Below are 19916 nucleotides of genomic sequence, written 5' to 3' on the forward strand. Positions count from 1 at the left end.
CACCTATAAATAAGGCGTTTTCGTTTTTTTGTATTTTTAATTACAATGATAGATTTTCTATAACAAATGAAAAATCTTTATATATTTTGTTTAATTCGTAATGATTTGGATCTAAATTATTAATGATTTCAACAACAACTTTACCATTTACAGTTTTAGTTGTTATTGTTATAAGTTTTAAGGCATCTATAAACATATTCATAGTTACTTTTTGAATTTCACCATTATCTTCATAGAACTTTTAAGTTTGTAAATTGAGTATTTTAAGACAATCAATGCTAAGAAACACAAGAAAACATGTGCTTGAATGTGAGAATCTTTATGAACAAACATCGGTCTAACTTCAAGCGAAGATTTCAATGTTCTAAAACCTTCTTCAATTTTTCATTGTTGTTTATAAATTTCATTAGCTCTTTGCGCTGTTAAATCTGGTATGTTGGTTTCAATCATATAGAAACCATCTTGATCAGCTATTTTTTAATTTTAGAGTAATTTAGTTTGGCAATTGTTTTGCCTTCAACATCCATATATTTTTCTTATATTCTGGAACAAGATCGCTTAAGCAAATTACATTATTTATTGATTTTTCTCATATTTTGATATCGAAAAAGCTCTTTTAATCTGTCAAGCTTCTCTTTGCTGGACTAAAGTAAACTATTTGTTTTCTAAGTGTTTGATTAAATCTTTTCTTTTTCTATTGTTTGCTCAAACAGATTCCACAAATCTGCTTTTTGAAAACATTTCATGTTCCAACATATAATCTTTATCTTCAATGATGAATTTTTTGTCTGCTTCGCTAAGGTTATCAATACGTTTTTGAACGATGTATTTATATCCTTTCTGTTCTAAAAATCTTAAGTTAGCATTTTGACTAATTCCTCTGTCGGCAATAATTGACACGTCTTTAATTTTGTAAATTCTTTCCATTTCAATTAAAAACTTAATTAAAGTTTGTGAATCGGCAGTATTTCCTTCAAAAATTTTGTAATGAAAAGGTATTCCATTATTGTCTGTTGCCATTGCTATTACAATTTGGTCTTCATCATGTTTGCCGTCTTTTGAAAAACCTTTTTGTCTTACGCCTTTTCTTGAAAAACTTTCAAAATAAACAGTTGTATTGTCAAAGTGTAATTGTTTACTGTTTCTATTAGTTAACTCTTGTAATTTATTGTAAAGATTGAACAAAATAGTTTCTTTATTTGTTAAAAAGTATCAAAATAGTTATAAATTGATGATTTTTAATTTCAACATTGTGTAAAAATCATTTTTGTTTTTATATTGACAAATGTAGCTTCTTGGAAAAATAATTCTGGTTCCAATGATAAATTCAAGAACTTCTTCTAATGATTTGTGCTTGCTTTTTGGCAATGAACTAAATAAGTCTAGTTCTTTGATAATTTTGTAAATTAAATCAATTCCAACATTTTTAACATTGGTTTCAACAGATGTTGGCTCTAGCAATTCAAAAAATTTGCTCTTTGCTTCAACTTTGTTGTTTGTAAATGGAACTAATTTTGCGATTGCCTTTAAATCATCAATGTTTTGCAAAGAATATTTATCTTTGATTTCTTCTCAATAGCCTAAACCGACTAAATCGCCAATTCCTTTACCATAACCTTTTGAAATTCCAATTGCTAAATAGATACCTTTTGGGTTGTTTCTTTTATATAAAATGTAATTGCTCATGCTTTAATTATACACTATTATCATTGTAATCATTGTAAAAAATAAAAATTTTTGATTTTTACTTATATACATAGTATATAAGTAGAGTTTAAAAATTATAAAAAATGAGCTTCCAACTTGGAAACTCAGGATTTAATGCAAAAATAGAATATAAAAAAATGATGTACAACATCATTTTTAATATGCCTTTGCAAAGACTACATATCTACTTGTTTTCTTGTCACAACCCTCTCAAAAACACTCAACATCCTTGATTGGTTTGTCTAAAGAAAGAGGAATGCATCTTGCTGTTGCTCCGGTGTCTTCTTTGATTTGATCTTCAACATTTCCATCACAGCAAAATGGAGCAATAACAAACTTGTTTTCAGCTATTTTTGATTTAAAATCTTCGTAGTTATAAACGTATTCTTGATTGTTGATTAATCTTTGTTCGGCTTGTTCATATAAATTATCATGAATTTGTTTTAATAAGTCTGAAACAACATTTTTAACATCTTTAATTGCTACTTGTGATTTTTCAAGAGTATCTCTTCTAACGATTGTAACTCGATTGTTTTCTAAATCTCTAGGTCCAAGTTCTATTCTTAATGGAACTCCTTGGATTTCTGAGTTTGAAGCTTTGAAACCTGGGTTTTTATCAGTATCATCTAATCTAACACGGAATTTTCTTGAAAGGTCAGCAAAAAGTTTCTCAGCTGTTTCATGAATTTGTAGATTCTTATTTGCGAATAATTCTAAAATATCAACTTGAACTGGAGCAACATAAGGAGGGATGATAATTCCTCTATTGTCACCATGTGTCATAATAAGCGCACCAATTAATCTAGTTGTGCAACCTCATGATGTTTGATAAACATTTTCAAATTCATTCTTTTCATTTTTAAAAAGAATTTCAAAAGGTTTTGAGAAGTTTTGAGCTAAATAGTGGCTAGTTCCTGCTTGAAGAGCATATCCATTTTTCATCATAGCTTCAATTGTTCAAGTTGTACATGCACCTGCGAATTTTTCATTTGGTGTTTTCTTACCTATAATAGTAGGAATAGCAAGGTATTTTTTAAGGAATTTAGAATACACTTTAATCATTTCTTTTGAAAGAGTTCTAGCTTCGAGTGATGATGAATGAGCTGTATGTCCTTCTTGTCATAAGAATTCTCTAGATCTTAAAAATGGTCTAGTTGTTTTTTCTCATCTAATAACACTTACTCATTGGTTGTAGATCATTGGTAAATCTTTATATGATTGAATTGAGTTTTTAAATAAGTGTGCAAATAAAACCTCTGATGTAGGTCTAATAAAAAGTTTCTCATCTAACTCTTTATTACCAGCCATTGTAACTGTAGCAAGTTCAGGATTGAATCCATCAATGTGTTCTTTTTCTTTGTTGAAAAGTGATTCAGGAATTAATAATGGTAAGTTAACATTTTGAACATTTTTTTCTTTGAATGCTTTATTTAAATTTTCTTGAATTAGTTCTCAAATTCCATATGAGTTAGGAAGTAAAAACATTGTACCTTTTGTAGGTCCGTACATCATTAATTTTCCGTTTTGAACAACGTCTGTATATCATTGAGTGAAGTCTTGTTCTAATGGTGTAATTTTGTCTAATTGTTTGTTATTATTCATAGTTTTTAAATTTTAGCACAAAAGATAAATTTAAGAGGTCAAAATTCAAAAAGCGCAAATTTAAACTATTTTTATTCAAAAATTGCGTTTTTAATAAAAAAGTAATGTAAAAAAGGTAATAAAAAAAACACCTTTCGGTGATATGGCTGCCCCAGTTAGATTCGAACTAACGCATCGTGGAACCAAAACCCACTGCCTTACCGCTTGGCTATGGGGCAATCATGGTGGGGGGAGAGGGATTCGAACCCCCGAATCCTAAGAAAGTGGGTTACAGCCACCCGCATTTGGCCGCTTTGCTATCCCCCCAAACACATCAATATTATAAAACAAAAAAAATATTTTGAAAATAAAAAATGTTTTTTATTAGGTTATATAAGAGTGAAAAAATATAAAAGAAAAGCAACAATTGTTGCTAATTTCTAAAATTATCTATGATGTCCTAAAACTGATTGAATTCTTTCTTTTGTTGGTTCAACAACAATGTATGTTCCTGCAACACATGCATCAGCACCCGCTTTAAAAGCTTCTGGTCCAGTTGCATTGTTAATTCCTCCATCAACTTGAATTAAGTATTCGTAACCATTTTCAATTTTCAAATCTTTTAAGTAAGCAATTTTTTCTAACGCAGATGGCATAAATTTTTGCCCTCCAGCACCTGGTTCTACAGACATAACTAAAACAAGAGCTAATCTATCTAAAAATGGCTTAATTTCATCAACTGATGTAGATGGTTTGATTGCTAAACCGATTTTTAATTCATCATACTTTTGAGTTAAAAATTCATCAAATTTTTTAAGATCATCTTTGATAGCTTCAAAATGGAATGTGATGATATCAACTACATCTTTAACTTGGTCTACATAATCATAGGGGTTAACAACCATTAAATGAGCATCTTTAAGGTGTTTTAAACCATTTTTATTGATGTTTTCAATTTCTTCTACTTTAATTGCTGTGTTAGGAACAAATTTTCCATCCATAACATCATAGTGAATTCATTTGATGCCATTTTCAACCAATGTATTAGCCATTGCTAATCTGTTTTCTTTTTCAACATTTAATAAACTTGGTGTTACATATTTTGTCATATTAAAATCCTCTTTTATTTTCATTAATTTCTTGATTTAATTTTACATAATTTTCATAACGTTTTAAAGGAACTAGCTTAGTGTTAATTTGATGCTTAATAGCACAATCTTGATCTTTTTCGTTTATGTGCAAGCAGTTTCTGAATTTACAAAGTTTTGATAACTCATAAAATGTTTCAAAACTTTGTGCTAATTCAACTGGTGTTAAATCCAAATTTAAGGATGAAAAGCCGGGTGTATCAATAACATAACCATCATTAAAAGGGATTATTGACACAACTCTTGTTGTATGTTTTCCTCTTCCTAGTGCCTTAGAAATTTCTTGAGTGTCAAAGCTAAATTGGCCCAAATTATTGATAGTTGTTGTTTTTCCAACACCACTTTGACCCATAAAAACAGAATATTTGTCCTTAAATATTTGTTTAACTTCATTTATGTAGCTTGATGGTTTTAGATTGTCGATTAAAAATACTTTATAACCCATATTTGAGTAATATTCATAAATTTCTCTAGAGTATTCAGGATCTAAATCGGTCTTGGTTAAAAAGATAATTGGTTTAATTTTCTTAAATTCAATGATTGCAAGATATTTATCAACTAAAAAAAATTGAAATTGTGGGTCCTTAACAGACATTACAACAATCATTTGATCAATGTTTGCAACTTTGGGTCTTATGAATTCGTTTTTTCTTTCTAAGATTTCCTTTAATTGATTATTCTCAACTAAAACATTATCTCCGACAATAGGTGTTTGATTTTGGTATCTTAATTTACCTGCTGCAGGTATATTTAAAGTCTCGCCTTGATTATTTTGCAATGTATAAATTCCTGCAACAATTTTTGTGACTTTGTAAATCATTAATTGTTACCTCAAATTGTGAATCATAAAACTACTGCAAGAATTATTACAAGAATAATAACAATCATTGTAATTAGGAAAGCATTGCTGTTGATAATATTGCTAAGTTTTTTCTTTTGTTTAGCTTTACCAGGTTTCAATGGTGTCTCAAACATTTTTGATGAATCAAGCGATTCGCTGACCGCTTTTTTAAATTCAAAAACAGTTTGATATCTATCTGCAGGTTTTTTAGCTGTAGCTTTCAAGATAACATTATCCAATGCTTGAGGGATATCAGTAAAGTTTCTGGCTGATGGGAATGTACCCTTATAATGCAATGTTATTGTTTCGTGCTCGTGTTCGCTTTTGTATGGATAAGTTCCTGTTAACATTTCAAACAATAAAACACCTAAAGCATAAATATCAACAGCTTTTGTTATTTTGTGGTTTTTAATTGAGTATTCAGGCGCTGCATAATATGGGCTACAAATAACTGCATTTTCTCTTGTTAATCTTTGTGATTCAGGGGTCAATGAAATACCAAGGTCTAGGATTTTAATTTTTTGGTCATTAGTAATTATGATATTTTGACTTTTTATGTCCCTGTGAATGATTCCGTGTGCATGAAGTTCACCTATTCCTTCAGCAATTTCCATAATGTATGATCTTGCTTTTTTAGCACTTAAGGATGTATGTTTTCGAATGTGGTCGTGCAATGTCAAACCACTAATATATTCCATAACATAGTATTCTTCAGATGAACTTTTATGATGCTCATAAAAACTTGGTAAGTACTTAGATTTTACTTTTGAAAGTAATTTAGCTTCATCTTCAAATCTTTTAGCTTCAGTTTCATTAAAAATATTATTTAGATATTTAATTGCTACTTTTTTGTTTTTATCATTCTTGAATGTAGCCAAAAAAACAGTTCCCATTCCTCCTGTTCCGAGAATTCTTTGAACATCGTATTTTTTATAAATAGTAGATTGAGGATTTAAATTAATTCGTTCATTTGATTTACTCATTTGTACCTCTCAATCTTTGTAAAACTATACTCATATTATCACTTGATTTATTCTTTTGTGCCTCTGAGACTATCTTTTTAGTAGCCTCTTCAGGATAATTAGTTGATGTTAAAATATTTTCAATTTTTGAAGTTGAAACAAATTCGTGAATACCATCTGAAGTTAATAAAATTCACTCAATAATATCTAATGATTTTGGATCTAAAACAAATAAGTCAACATCAAAATGTTTTTTGTTATTGTAACTAATAGCATTAACAAGCAATCTTAAATAGCTATCTGAAAAAGTTGATGAATCTTTATTTTCTTCAGTAAGCTTATTTAATAAGTTGTGATCTCTTGTCATCAACTTAAGCTCTGTTTTTTTAGATTTTTTAGTTAATAAATAACATCTACTATCACCGATGTTAAAAATCACAAGTGAATTTAACAATTTAGAAAAATAATATCCAACACAAGTTGAACCCATTGTAAATTTTGATGGATCTTCTTTGATTAAGTTGTAAAAATCATTATGAACTTTGTCAAATGTGTTTTTTATAAAATATTCAATAGCAATTGCTGAATTAAGAGTTCCAATGCTTTCAAATTCTGTTTTAAATCTTGAAATTATTGTTTGAGCAGCTGTATCACCGTGTGGTTGTCCACCAATTCCATCACATAGAATAGATAAATAAGCTGTATCATTTTCAAATACAGCTACTCTATCATCGTTTTTAGGTCTAATACCTTGTAATGATTCAAAATAGAAACTACTCAATTCCAAGCTCCTTGTGTAGAATGCTTCTGATTTCTTCTGCCGCTCTTTCAGGAACATCATTTACAACGATGTATTGGAAAATGTGTGAATCAGCAATTTCTTCTTCAGCTTTTTTAAGTCTACTCTTAAGAGTTTGTGGATTTTCAGAACCACGGTTTAAAATTCTTTTTCTTAAATCATCAACTGATGGTGGAGCTAAAAATATAGTTATTAAGTGGTATTTATCAGCTTCTCTTGTATCTTGAGTGAACTTCTTAATAACTTGTTTAGCACCATTTGTTTCTATTTCTAACATAGGCACTTTATGTTTTTTATGAATCTTATCTAACTCAGAATATAAAGTTCCATAATAATTATCTAAATGGTAAGAAAATTCAAGAAATTTTCTACTTTTAATTTTGTCTCTGAATCTATCTCTATCAATGAAATAGTAATGAATACCATCTAACTCCCCTTCTCTAGGAAGTCTTGTTGTAGCAGAACAAGATAACGATAAGTTTAACTCATCGTATTCGAATAATAATCTTTCAACTGTCCCTTTTCCTACACCACTAGGTCCAGTGAAAATAATAATTGGATTTTTAGATGTATTCATAGTTGAAAGTATTATAGCACTTTTGTGATTGAATAACTTTGCAAATAATATTAAATTAATATTATTTTTTCTTATAAAATTTAAATACTAAAAGTAGGTGCATTATGTTTTACAAATATCATAAAAAAAGTGGTGATTTTTCAAATAAAACTATTAGAGGTTTACAAAAAGAATTGGGTGCCAAAAAAATAGGCCATTCTGGAATTTTGGACCCATTAGCAAGCGGTTTAATAATTTTTGCAACAGATTTTGAAACTAAATTGTTGCCTTATATTGCTGACAAAACTAAAACTTATATAGCAAAATGTAAATTCAATTACAAAAGCGACACGTATGATGTTGATGGTAAGGTTGAAATGCTAAATAATAAACCAATTACAAAACAAGAATTTCTTGAAGCAATGGAGTACGTTAAAACGTTAAAATTTCAAATACCACCTATATATAGCGCAAAAAAGATAAATGGTAAGAAAGCATATGAGTATGCAAGAGAGCAAAAGGAAGTTGAATTAAGAAAACAACCGATAGAAATATTTACTTATAATTTAATTGATTTTGATGAGCAAACTCAAGAAGCAACAGTTGAATTAAAAGTTTCTGAAGGCGCCTACGTTAGAAGTGTTTTAGTTGATACGGCACAAAAGGCAGGAACAAATTGTGTAATGACTTATTTAAAAAGAGTAAGCTGTGGAAATGTTTCTGTTGATGACTTATCTGAAGAACACTATGAACAAATTCAAATTGATAAATTATTAAATCTAAAAAAAATGATTTCAAATAATGAAATTTTTAAATTCATTAGAAATGGTAATGAATTTAAAGTTGAAAAAGAAGATGGTGATTACCTACTTTATTCACCAAATGAAAATGAAGTTTGAGCCATTGGGCAAGTAATAAAAGGTATTTTTAAACCTAAAAAAGTTTCGATTGAAAGGATAAATTTATATGAAAACAATCAAAGATAATATTAAAGTAGCTGCATTTGATATTGATGGGACATTATTAGCTAAAGGGATCAGAGAATTTTCATTAAATACAAGAAAAATTTTTCCATTATTAAAACAAAATGGAATTGTTTCAGTTTTAGCTACAGCAAGAGAATTCGCAACAATTGGGGATTTTCTAAAAGTTCTTGAACCAGACTACTTTATAGGGGCAAATGGATCATTTATTTTTGACCCTAAAACTGAGAAATTTATTTACAAAAATACCCTTCTTAAAGAAGATGTTGTTAAGTTTTATAATGCATACAAAGATAAAATTGTTGCATTTGCAGTAACTGATTTTGATAAAGTCTTTAAGTCACCTACAATGGATTTAAGATCTTGATTTATTAGACCGTTTATGACTAATTATTATGATTTTGATGAAAAAGAACTATCAAATGATGATTTATATATGATTACAATTAACACACCTGATGCAAAAATATTAGGTAAGGAAATGCAAAAATTCATCGAAGATAACAATTTATCAATGGAGGTGTCTTCAACTTGAAGTAATGGAATTTTCATTAGTCCAAAAAACTGTATGAAAAGTACTGCTTTAGAAGTGTTGTGTGAAAGACTTGGTTTCACATTGCAAGAAAACCTAATTGCCTTCGGTGATGGAGCAAATGATGTTGATATGCTACAAAAAGCTTATATTGGTGTAACTACAGAAACTGCAAGCAACAGTGTTAAAAAATATGCTGATGAAATTATGTTAGATGCTGAATACGATGGAGCATATTTAAAATTAAAAGAATTAGGTTTAATTTAATATGGAAGATTTATTAATCTATGATTTAGATGATTTTGAGACAAAAGATAATGATATTTTTCTTTTAGGTGAATTTAATTCATTTCATTTAGGTCACTATCAACTCTATAAAAAAGCTATTGAATTAAAAAAACAAAATGAAGATAGCAGAGTTATTTTAGTTTGTTTTAATTCAGACAAATTACTACCAAAAGATAATGGAACTAGTTTTACAGATAAAAATGCAAAATATATGCAGCTTACTCAATTGGATTTAGATTCAATTATTGAACTTGATTTTGAAGCGATCAGAAATTGAGATGGAATTTTATTTTTAAATAAATTGGGTCAAAATAAAAAAGTCACATTTATATCTGGCGAAGATTATAAATGCGGTCATCGAGCAAGTTATAATTTTGAACTTGCAAAAAATGAGAATACTTTAAAAGAAAATTATTCATTTATTACTGAGCCAACTCAGAAAATTCAAAATGTAAAAATCAGTACATCAAAACTAAAAGAAAGCATAGAATTTGGTGATTTAGATTTTGTTAATTCATTATTAGTTTTCAATTATGCAATCGGTTGTAATGTCAATTCTGATTTAATAATCACAAAATCTGCAAATTTAGTAAATATTCATCCAGGTGTATATTCAGGTGTGATTTATTTTGAAGATTTAGTAATATATGCAAGCATATTAATTGATTTGGATCATTCGATTTATTTAGATTTATTTAACTTTGAACTTGAAGATTTAGCAGATAGTCAAATAGTTATTGAATTCAGAAAAGTAGTTAGATTAATTAAAAATGAATATGAAGCATTTTTAAGTGACACTGATATTGCAAAATCTAAAGAAATATTATTTAATTATTAAATTAGATTTAGAATTAAATCAATTTAATTAAAAAGTTATATAATTAAAAATAATTGCAATATGTAATTATTAAATAAAACTTACAGATACTAGGAAATATCAGATTTTTTCATATAAAACACAAATTTATAGCTCGGAGTTTTGATATATAAAACATCTGGGTTATAAACATAATAATTTCAAATTCAAAGGAGATATTATGGTTTCAAAACAAAGAAAATTAGAATTAACTGAAAAATTCGGTAAAAATTCTAAAGACACTGGAAATATAGCAGTTCAAATTGCTATCTTAACAGAAGATATCGAACTTTTAAAACCTCACTTTGCTAACAACCCAAAAGATAATCATTCTAAAAGAGGTTTCTTAGCAAAAATTTCACATCGTAAAGTTCTTTTAAGACATTTAAAAGAAACAAATTTCGAAAAATACAACGAAGTGATTGAAGCTTTAAATATTCGTAAATAATTGATTTTTTAAAATTTTTTCAAATTTAACCAAAAATTTTTAATTTTTATTTTATTGCAGTTATTATAAAAAATGAACCACAAGCCATCATAGTTAATCGGGAATTTATACTATGATACTTGTGGTTCTTTTTTAGTTCAGTTTTGGAATGAGCGATAAATTTTTTTAAAAAAGTTGTGTAATTAGATTGGGAGGTGAAAAATGAATTTAACAGAAATCGAAACAACCATTCCGATTCCTGATTATGCAACATTAATGAAAAATGCAAAATCAGTTTTAAATGAAATTGAAAAAAGGTTTGGTAATGATTCAATAATGATTTTAGGTGAAAAACCTGAAATAAATATACAAACTATACATAGTGGTAGCTATGTTCTAGACAGAGCCTTAGGTATAGGTGGTTTTCCACAAGGGAAGATTATTGAAATCTATGGTCCTGAAAGTAGTGGCAAAACAACTTTAGCACTACATACTATAGCCGAAGTTCAAAAGAATGGAGGTTTAGCTGCATTTATAGATGCAGAACAATCAATAGATCCTGAATATGCTAAAAGAATTGGTGTTCAACTAGACAAATTAATTTTATCTCAACCAAGTTCAGGAGAACAAGCATTAGAAATTGTCGATACACTAGCTAAATCAGGATTCATTGACTTGATTGTGGTCGATAGTGTTGCTGCATTAGTTCCAGAAGCTGAATTAAATGGAGAAATGGGCGATCAACAAATTGGCGCTCAAGCAAGATTAATGTCAAAAGCACTTAGAAAAATCACAGGAAATTCAAATAAGAATAAGACAACAATCTTATTTATAAATCAAATGAGAGAAAAAATTGGAGTTATTTTTGGTAGTCCAGAAACAACTCCGGGAGGACGTGCTCTTAAATTTTATTCAAGTATAAGAGTTGAAGTAAGGAAAGGAACGATTATTACAGATGGAAAATCAAATACAGGAACTGAAATTAGGTTCAAGGTCGTTAAAAATAAATTATCAGCCCCTTATACGTCTGCTCAGAGCGAATTGATATTTTCGAAAGGTATTGATAAGTTTTCAGAACTTGTTGATGTCGCAGTCGAAGAAAAAATAATTGAGAAAAAAGGTTCTTGATATAGCTATAATGGTAAAAATATAGCTCAAGGAAAGAAAAATATGCGCGATTATATTGAAAATGACAATGAGTTAAAGGAAGCAATTTTAACTAAAATTAAATGTTAAAAATAAGTTAAACATTTAATTTGTTAGTCATATAATTGCTATATGAACTTGACTAACCAAAGAAATAAGAAAATTAGAATACTATTTTTTGGAGATATTTTTGGAGAACCAGGAATTAAAACTGTAGAAAAATATATCCAAACTTTAAAAGAAAAATACAAAATAGATTTTATCATTGCTCAAGGGGAAAACATTTCTGGAAGAAAAGGCCTTAATAAAACAGATTATTTAAAACTTTCAGAATTAGGGATAAATGCATTTACTATGGGAAACCATGTATGAGCTAATGAGGAAATTTATGAACTATTAGAAAATGAGAATAACATAATTAGACCATTAAATATAGATAGAGGCTATCAAGGAAGTGGGGCTAAGATATTTAAAGTTAAAAATTCTAAACTAAGAGTTATTAGTTTGTTGGGTATAACTTTTAATAATCTACTTAGTCCATGAGAACAAGAAAGTGCAAATAACTTTTTTGATGCTATGGATTCTATTATGGAAGAAGAATCTGTGGACTTTAATTTTGTTGATTTCCATGCTGAAACAACAAGTGAGAAAAATGTACTGGGTCTATATTTAGATGGAGTTGTTGATGCAGTAGTCGGAACACATACACATGTTCAAACTAATGATTATAGGATCTTACCAAAAGGAACTGCATATATTACTGATGTAGGTATGGTTGGTCCCATGAATTCGGCAATCGGTGCAAACTTTGAGGAAGTTTATAAAAAAATGAGATATAACAGTAGGGAGAAATTTACTGTCAGTGAAAATAACACACAGTTAAATGCTGTAATTATTGAATTAAACACTAAAAGAGAGAATACAATAAAACCAATCAATATATATAATATAGAAATTTAAAATAAGTCAATTTTAGAGGGGCAATAAAAGTAGACTGAGAAGAAAATTTCAGATAGCTAATTATTAAGCGGCACAACTAGTAATTATTAACTAGTTGTGTTTTTTATTCAACATTAAAAAAATTAAAAAAAATTTTGAGAAATTAATTTAGTGTTATAATATTCATGCTTTTGTTAGCAAGAAGTTCTTTGAAAACTAGATATATACAAGACATGACAAGTCAATTTTTTCGAGAGTTTGATCCTGGCTCAGGATGAACGCTGGCTGTGTGCCTAATACATGCATGTCGAGCGAAGTTCTTTGAACTTAGCGGCGAATGGGTGAGTAATACGTACTTAACATGCCCTTTAGATTGGGATAACGATGAGAAATTATCGCTAATACCGGATACTTATATAGAACGCATGTTCTATATATAAAAGGAGCCTTAAAGCTTCACTAAAGGATTGGGGTGCGTAACATTAGCTAGTTGGTAGGGTAATGGCCTACCAAGGCTATGATGTTTAACGGGGTTGAGAGACTGAACCGTCACACTGGGACTGAGATACGGCCAGACTCCTACGGGAGGCAGCAGTAGGGAATTTTCCACAATGGACGAAAGTCTGATGGAGCGACACAGCGTGCAGGATGAAGGCCTTCGGGTTGTAAACTGCTGTTATTTAGGATGAAAAAATAGTAGAGGGAATGCTATTATCTTGACAGTACTAAATCAGAAAGCAACGGCTAACTATGTGCCAGCAGCCGCGGTAATACATAGGTTGCAAGCGTTATCCGGAATTATTGGGTGTAAAGCGTCTGTAGGTTGTATGTTAAGTCTGACGTCAAAACTTGGGGCTCAACCCCAAATCGCGTTGGATACTGGCATACTAGAATTGCATAGAGGTTAACGGAATTCCTTGTGAAGCGGTGAAATGCGTAGATATAAGGAAGAACACCAACATGGCGAAGGCAGTTAACTGGGTGCATATTGACACTGAGAGACGAAAGCGTGGGGAGCAAACAGGATTAGATACCCTGGTAGTCCACGCCGTAAACGATGATGATTAGCTAATAGTGATGAAGCTATTGGCGCAGCTAACGCATTAAATCATCCACCTGAGTAGTATGCTCGCAAGAGTGAAACTTAAAGGAATTGACGGGGATCCGCACAAGCGGTGGAGCATGTGGTTTAATTTGAAGATACGCGTAGAACCTTACCCACTCTTGACATCTTCTGCAAAGCTATAGAGATATAGTGGAGGTTAACGGAATGACAGATGGTGCATGGTTGTCGTCAGCTCGTGTCGTGAGATGTTCGGTTAAGTCCTGCAACGAGCGCAACCCTTGTCCTTAGTTAGATGATCTAAGGAAACTGCCCGGGTAACTGGGAGGAAGGTGGGGACGACGTCAAATCATCATGCCTCTTACGAGTGGGGCAACACACGTGCTACAATGGATGGTACAAAGAGAAGCAATACGGCGACGTGGAGCAAATCTCAAAAACCATTCTCAGTTCGGATTGTAGTCTGCAACTCGACTACATGAAGTCGGAATCGCTAGTAATCGTAGATCAGCTACGCTACGGTGAATACGTTCTCGGGTCTTGTACACACCGCCCGTCACACCATGGGAGCTGGTAATGCCCGAAGTCGGTTATGTCAACTACGGAGACGACCGCCTAAGGCAGGACTGGTGACTGGGGTGAAGTCGTAACAAGGTATCCCTACGAGAACGTGGGGATGGATCACATCCTTTCTACGGAGTACAATCAGCAATTTTATATTGCTATTTTAAATCTTTTATTACGATAATTTTTGTCATGATATATCTAGTTTTGAGAGAATTTCTCTCTAATGTTCTTTGAAAACTGAATAGTTATAAAGATATTAATATAACAACGACATCAAAAATAAATTAAAGTCAATTTGTTTTGGATACCGAGTTATGAATTATTAGAAATAATAATTTATTAAAATGTCTTTGAATACATCAACAATAATAGGTTATATTGTTACAACTTTTAAATAAGTAAGAGTTTGTGGTGGATGCCTTGGGTCTGGAAGTCGATGAAGGACGTGATTACCTGCGATAAGCCTCGTGGAGCTGGATATAAGCTACGAAACGGGGATTTCCGAATGGGGAAACCTAACTAGAGTAATGTCTAGTTGCTAAGGGATGAATACATAGTCCCTTTTGCGAGACACGTTGTGAACTGAAACATCTTAGTAGCAACAGGAAGAGAAAATAAAAATGATTTCATCAGTAGCGGCGAGCGAACGTGAAAGAGCCCAAACCAATTTTTAATTGGGGTTGTAGGACTACTTACACAAAGTTACAAAATTTTGTTATAGCAGAATAGATTGGAAAGTCTAAGCACAGAAGGTGATACTCCTGTATGCAAAATAGCAAAGTCTTTTAGTAGTATCCTGAGTAGGTCGGGGCACGTGAAACCCTGTCTGAATCTGCCGGGATCATCCGGTAAGGCTAAATACTAACCAGACACCGATAGTGAACTAGTACCGTGAGGAAAGGTGAAAAGAACCCCGGGAGGAGTGAAATAGAATCTGAAACCACTTACTTACAATTAGTCAGAGACCGTTAATGGCTGATGGCGTACATCTTGCAGTATGGATCGGCGAGTTATGTTAACATGCGAGGTTAAGTAGATAAAAACGGAGCCGTAGAGAAATCGAGTCTTAATAGGGCGTTTAGTATGTTGATATATACCCGAAACCATGTGATCTATTCATGAGCAGGCTGAAGCTTGGCTAACCCCAAGTGGAGAGTCGAACCGTAGTACGCTGAAAAGTGCCCGGATGACTTGTGAATAGTGGAGAAATTCCAATCGAACTTGGAGATAGCTGGTTCTCCTCGAAATAGCTTTAGGGCTAGCGTGTGATGTTAAACTTTGATGGTAGAGCACTGAATATGGAATGGCCGCGTCTAGCGGTACTGACTATAATCAAACTCCGAATATCATTGTGTATTATCATGCAGTCGGAACCGGGGTGCTAACGTCCCGGCTCGCGAGGCAACAACCCAGATCGTCGGCTAAGATCCCAAAATTGTGTTAAGTCAGAAAGGTTGTGAGATTTCATAAACAACTAGGAGGTTGGCTTAGAAGCAGCCATCCTTTAAAGAGTGCGTAATAGCTCACTAGTCAAGAGATCTTGCGCCAATAATGTAACGGGAGTAAAACACAATACCGAAGCCACGGGTACATTTAGTACGTTAGAGGAGCGTTCTTATCGCAGTGAAGTCAGACCGTGAGGACTGGTGGAGCGTTAAGAAGTGAGAATGCCGGTATGAGTAACGATTTGAGGTGAGAATCCTCAACGCCTATTGGGAAAGGTTTCCTGGGGAAGGTTCGTCCACCCAGGGTTAGTCAGGACCTAAGGAGAGGCTGAAAAGCGTATCCGATGGACAACAGGTTAATATTCCTGTACTACCTTGATTTGTGATGGAGTGACGAAGGAGGATAGCACTACCCATTATTGGATTTGGGGGTAAGTAGCAACTGGTGAGTTTAGTTAAATGCGAACTCTGTAACTGGGAGCTATGATGCATAGGTGGTTTCATCGAATTGTGTGATTTCATACTTCCTAGAAAAGCTTCTAAACTTTAAGGTCAATGGTACCTGTACCGAGAACGGACACACGTTCCCAAGATGAGTATTCTAAGGCGAGCGAGAAAACCAATGTTAAGGAACTCTGCAAATTAACCCCGTAAGTTCGCGAAAAGGGTGCCAACTTTAGTTGGCCACAGTAAATTGAGGAGGCAACTGTTTATCAAAAACACAGCTCTCTGCTAAATCGTAAGATGATGTATAGGGGTGAAGCCTGCCCAGTGCCCGAAGGTTAAGTGGATTTGTTAGCTTTACGCGAAGCATTGAAATGAAGCCCGGGTGAACGGCGGCCGTAACTATAACGATCCTAAGGTAGCGAAATTCCTTGTCGGCTAAATACTGACCTGCACGAAAGGCGCAATGATCTCTCAACTGTCTCAACATTGGACTCGGTGAAATTATAGTCCCAGTGAAAACGCTGGGTACCCGCATCAAGACGAAAAGACCCCATGGAGCTTTACTACAACTTCGTATTGAAACTTGGCCTAACATGTGTAGGATAGGTGGGAGACAGTGATGCTAAGACGCCAGTCTTAGAGTAGTCGACCTTGAAATACCACCCTTGGTATGTTGAGTTTCTAACCTGCCACCGTTATCCGGTGGGGAGACAGTGCGTGGTGGGTAGTTTGACTGGGGCGGTCGCCTCCTAAAAGGTAACGGAGGCGTTCAAAGGTACACTCAATACGGTCAGAAACCGTATGAAGAGCGCAAAGGTAGAAGTGTGCTTGACTGCGAGACCTACAAGTCGAGCAGGTGCGAAAGCAGGACTTAGTGATCCGGCTGTACGTCATGGAACGGCAGTCGCTCAACGGATAAAAGTTACCCTGGGGATAACAGGCTTATCTTGCCCAAGAGATCACATCGACGGCAAGGTTTGGCACCTCGATGTCGGCTCATCGCATCCTGGAGCTGGAGTCGGTTCCAAGGGTTTGGCTGTTCGCCAATTAAAGCGGTACGCGAGCTGGGTTCAGAACGTCGTGAGACAGTTCGATTCCTATCTGATGTGGGCGTTGGAATATTGATGAGAGCTGCTCTTAGTACGAGAGGATCGGAGTGGACGTACCGCTGGTGTTCCAGTTGTTTCGCCAGAAGCACAGCTGGGTAGCTAAGTACGGAAGGGATAACCGCTGAAAGCATCTAAGTGGGAAGTCTCCTCAAAGATAAGTATTCCCTTGAAATTCCTTGTAGACTACGAGGTTGATAGGATGGAAGTGTAAGTGTAGTAATACATTCAGCTGACCATTACTAATAAATTGATAGGTTTAAAAGTATATTAAGATGTATTCAGACATTTTAATGAATTATTAAAATAACTATTCAGTTTTCAAAGAATATTTAACACCTTTAATGGTGTTTTTTTATTAACTCAAACTATGAAAAAAAATATTTTGTTATATAATACCAATATATTTTAAAAAAGGGGCGAACACATTGGGTAATTTAATCTATAAAACAAAAAATAGATTAAGAGCATTCTTCACAAATAAGGATTTAACGAAGAAGGCTATTTTTACTTTACTCATGTTGGCTATCTATATTTTAGGAACGACTATAACATTACCATTTGTAAAGATTAAAAACGAAGACGCAATTAGTAGTAACTCTTTTTTAAATACATTAAACTTAATTGGTGGTGGAGGACTTAGACAGTTCTCACTATTTGCTTTAGGTATTAGTCCATTTATTAATGCTTCTCTTATAATGATGATTTTACAATCAAAAATATTCCCTCCGATCTATAAATTAAGCCAGAGTGGTCCACAAGGTAGAAGAAAAATAAATATTATTACTAGATTGTTAACAATTGTTATTTCTTATCCACAAGCTGTGTTCTTAATTAAAACACTTGGCAATGGAAATAGTCAATTCATTGAGTTGGATGGATATGGAATTGTATCAAAAGAATTTTTAACATTCTTTATGCTTCCGATGGTTTTAACTTCTGCTTCATTATTTGCTTTATTTATTTCAGAACAAATCACAAATAAAGGAATTGGAAATGGAACAAGTTTAATTATTTTCACAGGTATTGCTGCTAGATTACCGTTCCAATTTAAAGAAGCATTCTTACATTACATAGGTGTTGATTTATCTGGGTCAAGCGGCGTACTTGTTGGTATAGTCAACTTCTTTACATATATACTTGTTTACTTACTTGTTTTAATGATTATAGCTATTGTTTATGTAGCAGAAAGACATATACCTATCCAACAAATAGGAGCAGGTAGATCTAAATCTAAAAAAGACATTGGTTATTTACCTATTAAACTAAATCCAGCTGGAATTATGCCTATTATCTTTGCTATGATGGTTTTATCATTCCCAACAATGATTGCAAACATACTACCAGATGATAATGCATCAAAACAATGAATTAACCAAAATATGCAATTTACTCAACCAATTGGATTTACATTACTTATAGTTATTATTTTTGCTTTCTCATTAGTTATGGGTATCCAACAATCAAAAGTTGATAAAATAGCTGAAGATTTTGCTAAAAATTCAACATTTATTCCAGGTGTAAGACCAGGAGAAGAAACACAAGATTACTTAATTGGGATTGTATTTAGATTAAGTGTATTTTCATCATTCTATTTATTAGCATTAGGAAGTATGCAATTTATTGAAATTATGGCAGGTATTTTACCTAATGTAATTTCATTTGGTGGTACAGGACTTATGATTTTAGTAAGTGTTGCACTTGAAACAGTAGGGCAATTACAAGCAAGAATTAAATCAAATAATTTATCAAAAGCAAAAAGAGAGTCAATTAAAAATATTGAAAGTAACTCAGCAGAAAACGTAGAAGGTTTATTATGATAAATAAAATAAATAAAAATGTGATTTTTATGGGACAACCAGGAGCAGGAAAAGGTACTGTTGCTTCTTTATTGTCAAAAACAAGCAATTTAATTCATTTATCAACAGGTAACATTTTTAGAAATGAAATAGCGCAAAAAACTGAACTTGGTCTTAAAGTTCAAAACATTGTGACAACGGGTGGATATGTACCTGATGAAATCACAAATAAAATTGTTGAAAATGCAATCTTAAAATTAAAAGAAAATAACCAATTTTTTATCCTAGATGGTTTTCCTAGAACTAAAGCCCAAGCCGAGTTTTTAAATTCACTTAAAGACTTTGAATTTGTAGTTATTGAGCTTCAAGTAAATAATGAAGAAATCATTAAGCGTTTAAGTGGTAGAAGAACATGTGTAAATTGTGGTGCTGGTTACCATGTAGACTTCCAACCACCTAAAGTAGAAGGTGTTTGTGATGTTTGTTCTAATCAAATTGTTCAACGTGCAGACGACACACCTGAACGTATTGAACACAGATTAAAAATCTATGAAGAACAAACAAAACCATTAATTGACTACTACAAATCACTTGATGAATTAAGAGTTGTAGATGCTTCAGCTACACCTGAAGAAGTTGCAAAACAGGTACTTGAAATTTTGCAAAAAAGTGATAAAATAAATAAACTTTAAAATATCTAACATATATGTTAGATTATTTTATT

At 32.2% G+C, this 19916-nt stretch carries 14 protein-coding genes, 2 tRNA genes, 2 rRNA genes and 1 pseudogene; 10 read left to right on the forward strand and 9 right to left on the reverse strand.

Going from position 1 to position 19916, the window contains the following annotated elements; translation table 4 throughout:
• Positions 1 to 40: 40 nt before the first annotated feature.
• From NPA13_RS00330 to gmk, 9 genes and pseudogenes are all read right to left on the reverse strand, one after another.
• Positions 41 to 1686 (reverse strand): annotated as a pseudogene (locus tag NPA13_RS00330) (IS1634 family transposase).
• A gap of 177 nt (positions 1687 to 1863) precedes the next feature.
• A complete protein-coding gene (gene proS, locus NPA13_RS00335) occupies positions 1864 to 3309 on the reverse strand; it encodes a proline--tRNA ligase (protein ID WP_257089238.1) in 1446 nt (481 codons plus the stop codon).
• Positions 3310 to 3452: 143 nt separating this feature from the next.
• Positions 3453 to 3527, reverse strand: a tRNA-Gln gene (locus tag NPA13_RS00340).
• A 4-nt stretch (positions 3528 to 3531) separates the two neighbouring features.
• Positions 3532 to 3615 (reverse strand) — tRNA-Tyr (locus NPA13_RS00345).
• A 119-nt stretch (positions 3616 to 3734) separates the two neighbouring features.
• Positions 3735 to 4421 carry a ribulose-phosphate 3-epimerase gene (locus NPA13_RS00350; RefSeq protein ID WP_373457116.1) on the reverse strand — a complete coding sequence of 229 codons (687 nt, stop codon included), beginning with the start codon at positions 4419 to 4421 and terminating at the stop codon, positions 3735 to 3737.
• The gene (gene rsgA / locus NPA13_RS00355; protein ID WP_373457117.1) at positions 4399 to 5256 is read right to left on the reverse strand and encodes a ribosome small subunit-dependent GTPase A; all 858 of its coding nucleotides are present in this window, start codon (positions 5254 to 5256) and stop codon (positions 4399 to 4401) included. Before rsgA ends, NPA13_RS00350 begins: the two co-directional genes overlap by 23 nt.
• Positions 5256 to 6260, reverse strand: coding sequence for a serine/threonine-protein kinase (locus NPA13_RS00360; RefSeq protein ID WP_257089239.1), 1005 nt, complete (start codon positions 6258 to 6260; stop codon positions 5256 to 5258). Before NPA13_RS00360 ends, rsgA begins: the two co-directional genes overlap by 1 nt.
• The gene (locus tag NPA13_RS00365; RefSeq protein WP_257089241.1) at positions 6253 to 7020 is read right to left on the reverse strand and encodes a PP2C family serine/threonine-protein phosphatase; all 768 of its coding nucleotides are present in this window, start codon (positions 7018 to 7020) and stop codon (positions 6253 to 6255) included. Before NPA13_RS00365 ends, NPA13_RS00360 begins: the two co-directional genes overlap by 8 nt.
• Complete coding sequence (gene gmk / locus NPA13_RS00370) at positions 7013 to 7615, reverse strand: guanylate kinase (protein ID WP_257089243.1); 603 nt, start codon at positions 7613 to 7615, stop codon at positions 7013 to 7015. Before gmk ends, NPA13_RS00365 begins: the two co-directional genes overlap by 8 nt.
• A gap of 104 nt (positions 7616 to 7719) precedes the next feature.
• Here gmk and truB point away from each other — a divergent pair, with 104 nt between their 5' ends.
• The 10 genes from truB to NPA13_RS00420 all read left to right on the forward strand — a co-directional run bounded on the left by truB (position 7720) and on the right by NPA13_RS00420 (position 19884).
• Complete coding sequence (truB, locus tag NPA13_RS00375) at positions 7720 to 8580, forward strand: tRNA pseudouridine(55) synthase TruB (RefSeq protein ID WP_257089245.1); 861 nt, start codon at positions 7720 to 7722, stop codon at positions 8578 to 8580.
• Positions 8561 to 9376, forward strand: a complete 816-nt coding sequence (locus NPA13_RS00380) for a YcsE-related riboflavin metabolism phosphatase (RefSeq protein WP_257089247.1) — start codon at positions 8561 to 8563, stop codon at positions 9374 to 9376. Before truB ends, NPA13_RS00380 begins: the two co-directional genes overlap by 20 nt.
• Position 9377: 1 nt before the next feature.
• Positions 9378 to 10235: an FAD synthase gene (locus NPA13_RS00385; protein WP_257089249.1), complete on the forward strand. Its 858-nt coding sequence runs from the start codon at positions 9378 to 9380 to the stop codon at positions 10233 to 10235.
• 199 nt (positions 10236 to 10434) lie between these two features.
• A complete protein-coding gene (rpsO, locus tag NPA13_RS00390) occupies positions 10435 to 10701 on the forward strand; it encodes a 30S ribosomal protein S15 (RefSeq protein ID WP_257089251.1) in 267 nt (88 codons plus the stop codon).
• Between the two features lie 201 nt (positions 10702 to 10902).
• Entirely contained in the window at positions 10903 to 11916 is a 1014-nt protein-coding gene (gene recA / locus NPA13_RS00395) for a recombinase RecA (protein ID WP_373457118.1), read from the forward strand.
• A 42-nt stretch (positions 11917 to 11958) separates the two neighbouring features.
• Entirely contained in the window at positions 11959 to 12786 is an 828-nt protein-coding gene (locus NPA13_RS00400) for a TIGR00282 family metallophosphoesterase (protein ID WP_257089253.1), read from the forward strand.
• A gap of 225 nt (positions 12787 to 13011) precedes the next feature.
• Positions 13012 to 14520 (forward strand): 16S ribosomal RNA (locus NPA13_RS00405).
• Between the two features lie 263 nt (positions 14521 to 14783).
• A 23S ribosomal RNA gene (locus NPA13_RS00410) occupies positions 14784 to 17660 on the forward strand.
• Together the 16S and 23S rRNA genes form the textbook arrangement of a ribosomal RNA operon.
• Positions 17661 to 17821: 161 nt before the next feature.
• Positions 17822 to 19216 (forward strand): preprotein translocase subunit SecY, encoded by a 1395-nt coding sequence (gene secY, locus NPA13_RS00415; RefSeq protein WP_257089255.1) that lies wholly within the window; start codon positions 17822 to 17824, stop codon positions 19214 to 19216.
• Positions 19210 to 19884 carry a nucleoside monophosphate kinase gene (locus NPA13_RS00420; protein WP_257089257.1) on the forward strand — a complete coding sequence of 225 codons (675 nt, stop codon included), beginning with the start codon at positions 19210 to 19212 and terminating at the stop codon, positions 19882 to 19884. Before secY ends, NPA13_RS00420 begins: the two co-directional genes overlap by 7 nt.
• The last annotated feature ends 32 nt before the right edge of the window (positions 19885 to 19916 follow it).

The organism is Mycoplasma sp. 2045 (assembly GCF_024582715.1).
In the GTDB taxonomy this organism is placed as follows: Bacteria; Bacillota_I; Bacilli_A; order Mycoplasmatales; family Metamycoplasmataceae; genus Mycoplasmopsis.